This window comes from Porticoccus sp., assembly GCF_965660005.1.
Lineage (GTDB): Bacteria > Pseudomonadota > Gammaproteobacteria > Pseudomonadales > Porticoccaceae > Porticoccus.
On the sequence record NZ_CBFHYF010000060.1, the window covers coordinates 1 to 8,144 of the forward strand.

Genomic DNA, 8,144 nt, shown 5'->3' on the forward strand with positions numbered 1-8,144 from the left:
TGGCGGCAATCGATCAGATTTTTGTAGATACCAAGTTTGAATTTGGCTACGTCAAAGACAAAACCGGCAATGAAAAATTGATTTACATGGATGAAGTAGGCACCCCGGACTCATCACGAATCTGGGATGGTCAAAGCTATCGGAATGGCGAAGTGATCGAAAATTCAAAAGAAAGTTTCCGACAACTGTTACTCAACCACTTCCCTGACCCCGATATTCTCCTCAACAAGGATCGAATGACCGAGCGCCAGGCATTGGCCAGAGACAATGAGCTGCCCGCCTCTGTTTTGCTCGAGGTTTCCAGAACATATGTTTCGATTGCCGAAAAAATTACCGGTGGAAAACTGCACCTGCCCGACAGGCCAAAAGCGGAAATCATGGATGTTCTCAACAGCCGCTACCATCTCATTGCCTGACTGGTCACACCATTCAGTCTGCCGGGTGCGTTGAGCACCCTTTGGCCGTGGCTTCCGATAGCAACACATCCGGTTCAGCCCGGGATGGCTGGCTATCCAGCATGCCCAAATCCAGCACCGGCGAGGCATCAATTTTTTCAGCATCCATCATCTGGGCGACCCGCTGCAATGCAGAGACAATCATCGCCTGTTCCCAGTCACTGAGGTTGGCATACTGACGCGAAAAATGTTGTTGTAATGGCGTGGGGGCATTTTTCAATACATCAATTGCGTTCTCGGTCAAGAAAGCATGAACCTTGCGTTTATCTGCTGTTGATCGAACACGGTAGACCAACTGCCTCTTCTCAAGCCGATCGATAATGGTTGTTACCGTCGCCTGACTCAGGCTGATATCAGCGGCCAACTCACCAATCGTCACTTGCCCCCTATCACGAATCGCCTGTAGTAACAGGATTTGCGGCACGGTCAGGCCGGATGTCTTAGCCAAACGTTTAGAGTAAAGATCCGTTGCCCTGATAACCCGCCGCAACGCAATCAAGACATGCTCAATAGACTCCAATGATCACCTCTGACAGTCAATTCATACCCGTTTGTAATGTAACACGGCCATTCCGGAATAAGCTCCCAGGCTGTGGTCAACTGGACAATTTCCTGCTTTCGAGTATAATATTTAGAGCTCTAATTATATAGTTTAATTATTTTTAGACATAAGGGATTCTTTGCAAGAATCCCAGCAGAAAAAAAGATTTTCAAAAGAAAAATATTATTTGAGCTGTATATTTTTATTTCACCAAACAGGAATATTGTTACTTCTTATGGACCGCAAAATCACACTTCGTCCACCAACGCCGGAGGACGGCGTGCGGGTACACCAACTGGTTGCCCAGTGTCATCCCCTCGACCCGAACTCCGTCTATTGCAATCTGCTGCAATGCACGCATTTTTCATGCACATCCGTGGCCGCAGAAATTAATGGCGAACTGGTCGGCTTTATCTCGGGTTATCGCTCACCAGAAAAAACCAACACGCTGTTTATCTGGCAGGTCGCCGTCGGCGAAAGCGCCCGTGGTCAAGGTCTAGCCTCGCGGATGCTGACCAGCATTCTCGCCCGCCAGAAGTGCAGAGACATCAATCACATTGAAACCACGATTACTGAAAACAATCCGGCTTCCTGGGCTTTATTCCAGGGACTGGCCGACAAGTTACACGCCAATCTGGCCAGGTCTCCGCTGTTTGACCGTGAAATACACTTCGCCGGTCAACACGACACCGAAATACTGGTCAGAATCGGGCCCTTTAACCAGCCTGTGGCCACTGAAGCCTAATCTCCGAAAAGGACTAATTGAGGAAATCATGAAAATTTTTGATGAAATTGAATCTGAAGTACGCAGCTATGCCAGAGCCTTCCCACGTTTATTCAACAAGGCTCAGGGTGAATTTATCTATGATGAGGAAGGGAACCAATATCTGGACTTTCTGGCCGGAGCAGGCTCCCTGAATTATGGCCACAACCACCCCGTCTTCAAGGAAAAACTCCTGGAATATATTGAGCGTGATGGCATCACCCAGGGCCTTGATTTACACACTCGTGCCAAGGGCGAGTTTCTGGAAAGCTTTAGCGATAACATCCTGAAACCGCGGGGTTTCAACTACATTGTCATGTTCACCGGCCCGACCGGTACCAACGCAGTGGAAGCCTCACTCAAGATTGCGCGCAAATATACCGGCCGGGAAAACATTATCTCGTTCACCAATGGCTGGCATGGTCAGAGCTTGGGCTCTTTATCCATCACTGGCAATTCAACCCACCGTGGGGGAGCAGGCATTGCCTTGCCAGGTGCCACAAGAATGCCCTATGACGGCTACCTCGGTGATGATTTTGATACCACCAACCTACTGGATAAAGTTTTGTCAGACTCCAGCAGCGGGGTCGACAAACCCGCTGCCGTTATCGTCGAAACAGTTCAGGGTGAAGGCGGCATTAATGCTGCATCAATGACCTGGCTTAGAAGCCTGTCGGAAATCTGCAAACGCCATGAGGTATTGCTGATTATCGATGATATCCAGGCTGGTTGTGGTCGAACCGGAACCTTTTTCAGTTTTGAAGAGGCCGGTATTTACCCTGACATCGTCACTCTATCCAAGTCACTGAGTGGTTATGGCCTGCCATTTTCCGTGGTTCTGATGAAACCGGAAATTGATGAATGGAAACCGGGAGAACACAATGGCACTTTCAGGGGTAATAACCATGCATTTGTCACTGCCAAGGCAGCAATCGACCACTTTTGGAAAGATGACACTTTCGCAAAAGAAATTCAGCAAAAAGGGCATTACATTGCCGATCGGGTAGACAAGATCGTCAGTGAGTACGGCGAGGGAAATTTCAACCCTCACGGCCGGGGCATGTTCAGGGGCATCAACTGTGTCAGCGGTGAACTGGCCGAACAGATCACCCGCCGGTGTTTCCAGAAAGGATTGATTATTGAGACCAGCGGTGCCGATGACCATGTGGTCAAGTTTCTCTGCCCGCTGACCATCCGCCAGGATAATCTGCAAAGAGGCATCGATATTCTGGAGGAGGCCATCAAGGAAGTTTGCGCCAAGGCGGACTCCATCCCGGAGGAAAAGGATTTTTTCGAAGGCGACTACTCGGTCAGCGATGAAGTTGACAAAGGTACGCCTAAAAGAACCGGACCCAGCCCGATTTCGGCCTGACAAATACTGGTGATCAGTACCCGGCTAACGACCGGGTACTGATTGATTTCGCAGGGCTCTACCTAACCGATTTTTCACAAACAACCGAGGTCATGATGATAGTCAGACAACTTCAGGAAGCAGAAAAAACTTCACGCAGAATCGTCTCTCCCGACGGCAACTGGGAAAGCACGCGAATGCTGCTCAAAGATGATCAAATGGGGTTTTCCTTTCACATCACCACCATTTATGCAGGGGCCGATTTTCGTATGCATTATCAGAATCATCTGGAATCTGTTTATTGCATTTCCGGGGAAGGTGAAGTGGAAACGCTTGATGATGGCAAGAAATATCCGATCAGCCCAGGCATCCTTTACATTCTTGATAAACACGACCGCCATGTTCTGCGATCCTTTAAAGAGATGAAAATGGCCTGCGTCTTCAACCCCGCACTCAATGGCAAGGAAGTACACAACGCCGAAGGTGCCTACGAGCTGGATGCAGACTCGGTCAGCCAATGAGCAGTGAGAACCTGTCCAGCTCGAAAAAATGGAAAAAGACGCAACAGGAGACAGTCCTTTAATGAGTTTTCACAGTGTGGAAAAAATCGGCGGCACCTCCATGAGCAATTATGCCGCTGTAAGAGACAATATTATTCTTAAACCCACAGGCGATACGCTATATCAACGTGTCTTCGTCGTGTCCGCCTATGGTGGCATCACAGATCAATTGCTGGAACATAAAAAAACGGGTAAAGCCGGTGTTTTTGCCTCATTTGCCAATGGGGTAAACGATGACAGCTGGCTGGACATTCTTAATGATTTAAGAACCCGCATTATCGAAATCAACAGCAACCTGTTTGACGATCCGAAAATGCTTGCCGACGCCAACCGGTTTATTGGTGATCGGCTCGACGAGGCCGAGCATTGCCTGAGCGATCTGAAAAAGCTTTGCCAGCACGGTCACTTTGCGCTGGAAGTTCACCTGGCAACAGTCCGCGAGATGCTGGCCAGCATCGGCGAAGCACACAGTGCCTGGAATACTGCCAGGCTGTTACAAAGAGACGGCATCAATGCCTGTTTTGTGGATTTGACCGGCTGGAAAACCACCCGGCACATGTCGCTGGATGAACGCATCAAAGCCACTTTTGAAGACATCGATCTAGACAGCCAATTACCTATCGTCACTGGTTATGCCCACACTGAGGATGGGCTGATGTCCAGTTTTGACCGGGGCTATAGTGAAATGACCTTCAGTCGTTTGACGGTCATCACGGACGCCTGCGAAGCCGTCATCCACAAGGAATTTCATCTCAGCAGTGCCGACCCGAGGTTGGTGGGCGACGACAACGCCGTGCCCATCGGTCGGACCAATTACGATGTGGCTGATCAGCTGGCCAATCTCGGTATGGAAGCGATTCACCCCAAGGCTGCCAAGGGCCTGCGACAGAACAATATCCCCCTGCGCGTCAAGAACACCTTTGAACCAGAACACGCGGGCACATTAATCACCAGCGATTATATTAGTGAAAAACCCCGCGTCGAGATCATTGCCGGATGCAGAGGGGTTCATGCCATTGAACTGTTTGACCAGGATATGGCGGGGAATTTCAGCCGTTATGACACCACTATCCTCCGGTGTATCAACCGCTTCAAGGCGCATGTTGTTTCAAAGGACATTAATGCAAATACGATTACCCACTACCTGTCCACCAATCTGAAAACAGTGAAGCGCATTTGTCGTGCACTGGAAGAACAATTTCCCGATGCGGAAATCAATCATCAGGAAGTCGCTATCGTATCGGCTATCGGCAGTGACATGCAGGTGCCCGGCCTGTTGGCCAAAACGGTAGGTGCACTGGCAGAAAAGGACATAAGTGTACTGGCCATGCACCAGTGCATGCGTCAGGTCGACATGCAGTTTGTTATCAACAAGGACCACTGGGAGGATGCCGTGCGGAGTTTGCACAGTTGCCTGGTGGAAGTGCACGATCACGGACGCGCCATATGCCTCGCATCCTGACCTGTAAACCAGCAACATTCATCCAGGCCGACACACCGTACCCGTGGACCGCCTGACTACGCCATGATTCTCTCCTTCCTGTGCTTCCTGCTGATGTTCACCCTTGTAGGGGTTCTGTCTGCAAAGAAAAGCCGGGGAACAAAGCAGGACTATTACCTGGCCAGCAATACCGTCCAGCCATGGCTGGTCGGGTTGTCCGCTGTTGCCACAAACAACAGCGGCTACATGTTTATCGGCGTGATTGGCTACACCTACGTCGCTGGATTGTCGGCCTTCTGGCTGATGCTGGGCTGGATCAGCGGCGACTACCTCGCATCGCGATTTGTCCACGCCAGACTGAGGGATGCGGCATCACGAACCGGCGAAGTGAGCTATGCCGGTGCCATCAGCAATTGGTATGGCGAACGAAATTCCACCCTACAGAAGACCATGGGCCTTATTTCGCTGTCATTTTTACTGGTATACGCCAGTGCCCAGCTGGTCGCCGGCAGCAAGGCACTGCATGTGCTGTTCGACTGGCCCACGTGGGCTGGCGCGACACTCTCCGCTTTTCTGGTAACCCTGTATTGCATTGCCGGTGGCATTCGCGCATCAATCTGGACAGATGCAGCACAATCTACAGTCATGGTTTTGGCTATGGGGTTGCTGCTGGTTATCGCAACCAGCTCCCTGGGCGGCATTGATCGGGCGCTGATCGAAATGAGCACTATCGATGGCTTTATGAACTGGTTCCCGAGTGACCTGCCTTTTCCTGGTATGGCGGGGGCACTGCTGTTCGCCGCCAGTTGGTTGTTCGCCGGTCTCTCAATTATCGGCCAGCCCCATATCATGGTGCGCTTCATGGCACTGAACGATAATCGCAAAATGACCCAGGCGCGGCGCTGGTATTATGCGTGGTACGTATTGTTTTATTTCATGGCGACCGCCGTTGGCATGCTGGCGCGGGTATATCTGTCCGATGCCGCAAGTTTTGATGCCGAACTCGCACTGCCGCTCATGGCCGAGATGCTGTTCCCCCCCGTGCTGGTGGGACTGGTGCTGGCAGGCATATTTGCTGCCACCATGTCGACAGCAGACTCACTGGTTCTCGGCTGCTCGGCAGCCATCTCCCACGATCTGTTACCCCATAATGTTGAACGTACCAGCGTGATGAAGGGTATTACTGTGCTCGTTACCGCCTTGGCATTGCTCTGGGCCTTGCTCAACAGTCAGAGTGTCTTCAGCCTGGTCGTGATGGCGTGGTCCGGCCTTGCCAGTGCTTTTGCCCCGCTGCTAATCGTGCTTTGTCTTGGAGGAAGACCGGGAGCTGGCGCTAGCATCGTAGCAGTCTGTTCGGGGCTTCTGGTCGCACTGGGCTGGCGCATGATCGGGTGGCATGATTTTGCCTATGAGGGCATGCCGGGCATTCTGTCGGGTTTGGCGATTCTCTGCGGCGCCCTTTTTCTATCCAGAAGAGAGAAAACCAAACTCACTCAATCAATCAATATAGACCCGAGGAACCCTGCGGGGCATTCGGGTTAACAGCTCGTAACTGATCGTACCCGCGCAACTCGCCACCTCATTGACCGAGAGGTCCTTTCCCCAGAGGATGGCCTCATCCCCCAACATCACTGCCGGCAAGCCAGTGACATCTACCGTTATCATGTCCATGGATACCCGGCCTACCAAGGGGCAGCGTTGGTTGTTGACCAGCACCGGTGTGCCATCCGGCGCATGTACCGGATAACCATCACCATAGCCGATGGCAACCGTGGCAATCCTGCTGGGCCTTTGTGCTGTCCAGCGGGCACCGTAGCCTACCGAATCCCCCACAGGAACATCCCGCAGGGCAATGATGGAAGAGCGCAACGTCATGACAGGCTCCAATCTGTCAGCCTGCACATGAGGGACAGAAAAGGGGGAACTGCCATAAAGCATGATCCCGGGCCTGTTCCAGTCAGCATGGGTCTCGGGCCAAGCGAGCAATCCGGCAGAGTTATCAAAACTCAACGGTACGGTATCGGCATTTGACAAACTGGCTATACCTGCCCTGAACTGCTGAATTTGCCGGCGGGTAATCTCACTTGCCAATTGATCGGCACAGGCAAAGTGCGTCGCAACTACAATTTCATCGGCGACATTGCGACTGGCGGCCAATGCCCGGTAGGTGGAGGCAATATCCTCAACAGCAATACCCAGTCGGTGCATACCGCTATCCACACAAACCCAGATTGTTACAGGAGTATTCAGCGATGCCGCCAGGATTGCCTGCTGTTGTTGCTTATTGACCACTGAGAGCCAAAAACCCAGCTCGGCAGCCAGGGGAATCTCGTCGTCGGAGAAAGTCCCTTCCAAAAGGCAGACAGGCTTATTGATGCCACCCTCCCGGAGTTCAAGCGCCTCTTCCATGCAGGCAACACCAAAGGCCGGAACCAGTGGCTCAAGGGCGCGGGCAACAGGTAACACGCCGTGCCCGTAGGCATTGGCTTTGACGATGGCCATCGTTTTGGAATTGGGCGCCAGACTGTTTGCCAGCTCGCAATTGTGTCTGAGGGCACGGAGATCAATATAGGCTTTTGTTGGTCTTGACATGGCGCGTTTACCAAAAAGTACACTACAGGGGCTGGCGATAAAAAGGATCAGTAATCAAATTTACCCGTTGAATAAATGTGCTGAGCAGCCAGCCAGACATCACCCACCTCTCCGTTTCCGACGGGCTTGCCATCAATTTCAATGACGGGCACGACTTCCTTTGAAGAACTCGTCAGCCAGACCTCGTCGGCATCCAGCACCTCACTCATTGATACAGGCCGCTTCTGGACAGATATAGAAACCTCTTTACGCAGCAACTCCAGCAGAATATAACGGGTAATGCCCGGTAATTTCTGGTTATCCAGCAGCGGTGTAATCACTTCGCCGTTTTTGACAATGTAAGCATTACAGGCACTGGCCTCCGTAAGCTCACCATGCTCATTGAATAACAGAACTTCATCGACACCCCGCTGAAAGCCCTGCTGAAAATGCATGACGTTA

Annotated in this window: 9 protein-coding genes; 6 read left to right on the plus strand and 3 right to left on the minus strand. The window is 51.6% G+C overall.

All coding sequences use genetic code 11. The features are described from left to right. Positions 1 to 416 (plus strand): phosphoribosylaminoimidazolesuccinocarboxamide synthase (locus ACTF5G_RS09495; RefSeq protein ID WP_438952571.1); only part of this gene is annotated, 416 nt, incomplete at its 5' end. Positions 417 to 429: 13 nt separating this feature from the next. Here ACTF5G_RS09495 and ACTF5G_RS09500 read toward each other — a convergent pair. Further along, positions 430 to 975: a MarR family winged helix-turn-helix transcriptional regulator gene (locus ACTF5G_RS09500; protein ID WP_438952572.1), complete on the minus strand. Its 546-nt coding sequence runs from the start codon at positions 973 to 975 to the stop codon at positions 430 to 432. 256 nt (positions 976 to 1,231) lie between these two features. Between ACTF5G_RS09500 and ectA the strand changes: the two genes are divergently transcribed. The 5 genes from ectA (at position 1,232) to ACTF5G_RS09525 (ending at position 6,653) form a co-directional block, all read left to right on the plus strand. Beyond that, a complete protein-coding gene (gene ectA, locus ACTF5G_RS09505) occupies positions 1,232 to 1,741 on the plus strand; it encodes a diaminobutyrate acetyltransferase (RefSeq protein ID WP_438952573.1) in 510 nt (169 codons plus the stop codon). 28 nt (positions 1,742 to 1,769) lie between these two features. Beyond that, positions 1,770 to 3,131 (plus strand): diaminobutyrate--2-oxoglutarate transaminase, encoded by a 1,362-nt coding sequence (gene ectB, locus ACTF5G_RS09510; RefSeq protein ID WP_438952574.1) that lies wholly within the window; start codon positions 1,770 to 1,772, stop codon positions 3,129 to 3,131. A 95-nt stretch (positions 3,132 to 3,226) separates the two neighbouring features. Further along, positions 3,227 to 3,631, plus strand: a complete 405-nt coding sequence (locus ACTF5G_RS09515; protein ID WP_438952579.1) for an ectoine synthase — start codon at positions 3,227 to 3,229, stop codon at positions 3,629 to 3,631. 61 nt (positions 3,632 to 3,692) lie between these two features. Continuing rightward, on the plus strand, positions 3,693 to 5,132 hold the full coding sequence (locus ACTF5G_RS09520) for an aspartate kinase (RefSeq protein WP_438952575.1): 1,440 nt from the start codon (positions 3,693 to 3,695) through the stop codon (positions 5,130 to 5,132). A gap of 63 nt (positions 5,133 to 5,195) precedes the next feature. Continuing rightward, entirely contained in the window at positions 5,196 to 6,653 is a 1,458-nt protein-coding gene (locus ACTF5G_RS09525) for a sodium/proline symporter (protein ID WP_438952576.1), read from the plus strand. Here the strand turns inward: ACTF5G_RS09525 and alr are convergent. Together alr and ACTF5G_RS09535 are read right to left on the minus strand one after the other, a co-directional pair. Then, a complete protein-coding gene (gene alr / locus ACTF5G_RS09530) occupies positions 6,609 to 7,703 on the minus strand; it encodes an alanine racemase (protein ID WP_438952577.1) in 1,095 nt (364 codons plus the stop codon). The genes ACTF5G_RS09525 and alr overlap by 45 nt on opposite strands. A 47-nt stretch (positions 7,704 to 7,750) precedes the next feature. Beyond that, a partial coding sequence (locus ACTF5G_RS09535; protein ID WP_438952578.1) for an aminotransferase class IV occupies positions 7,751 to 8,144 on the minus strand: 394 nt, incomplete at its 5' end.

Coding starts and splice junctions, on each gene's coding strand:
- ACTF5G_RS09515 (WP_438952579.1), top strand. CDS start 3,227: ATGATAGTCAGACAACTTCAGGAAGCAGAAAAAACTTCACGCAGAATC.
- ACTF5G_RS09520 (WP_438952575.1), top strand. CDS start 3,693: ATGAGTTTTCACAGTGTGGAAAAAATCGGCGGCACCTCCATGAGCAAT.
- ectB (WP_438952574.1), top strand. CDS start 1,770: ATGAAAATTTTTGATGAAATTGAATCTGAAGTACGCAGCTATGCCAGA.
- ACTF5G_RS09525 (WP_438952576.1), top strand. CDS start 5,196: ATGATTCTCTCCTTCCTGTGCTTCCTGCTGATGTTCACCCTTGTAGGG.
- alr (WP_438952577.1), bottom strand. CDS start 7,703: ATGTCAAGACCAACAAAAGCCTATATTGATCTCCGTGCCCTCAGACAC.
- ectA (WP_438952573.1), top strand. CDS start 1,232: ATGGACCGCAAAATCACACTTCGTCCACCAACGCCGGAGGACGGCGTG.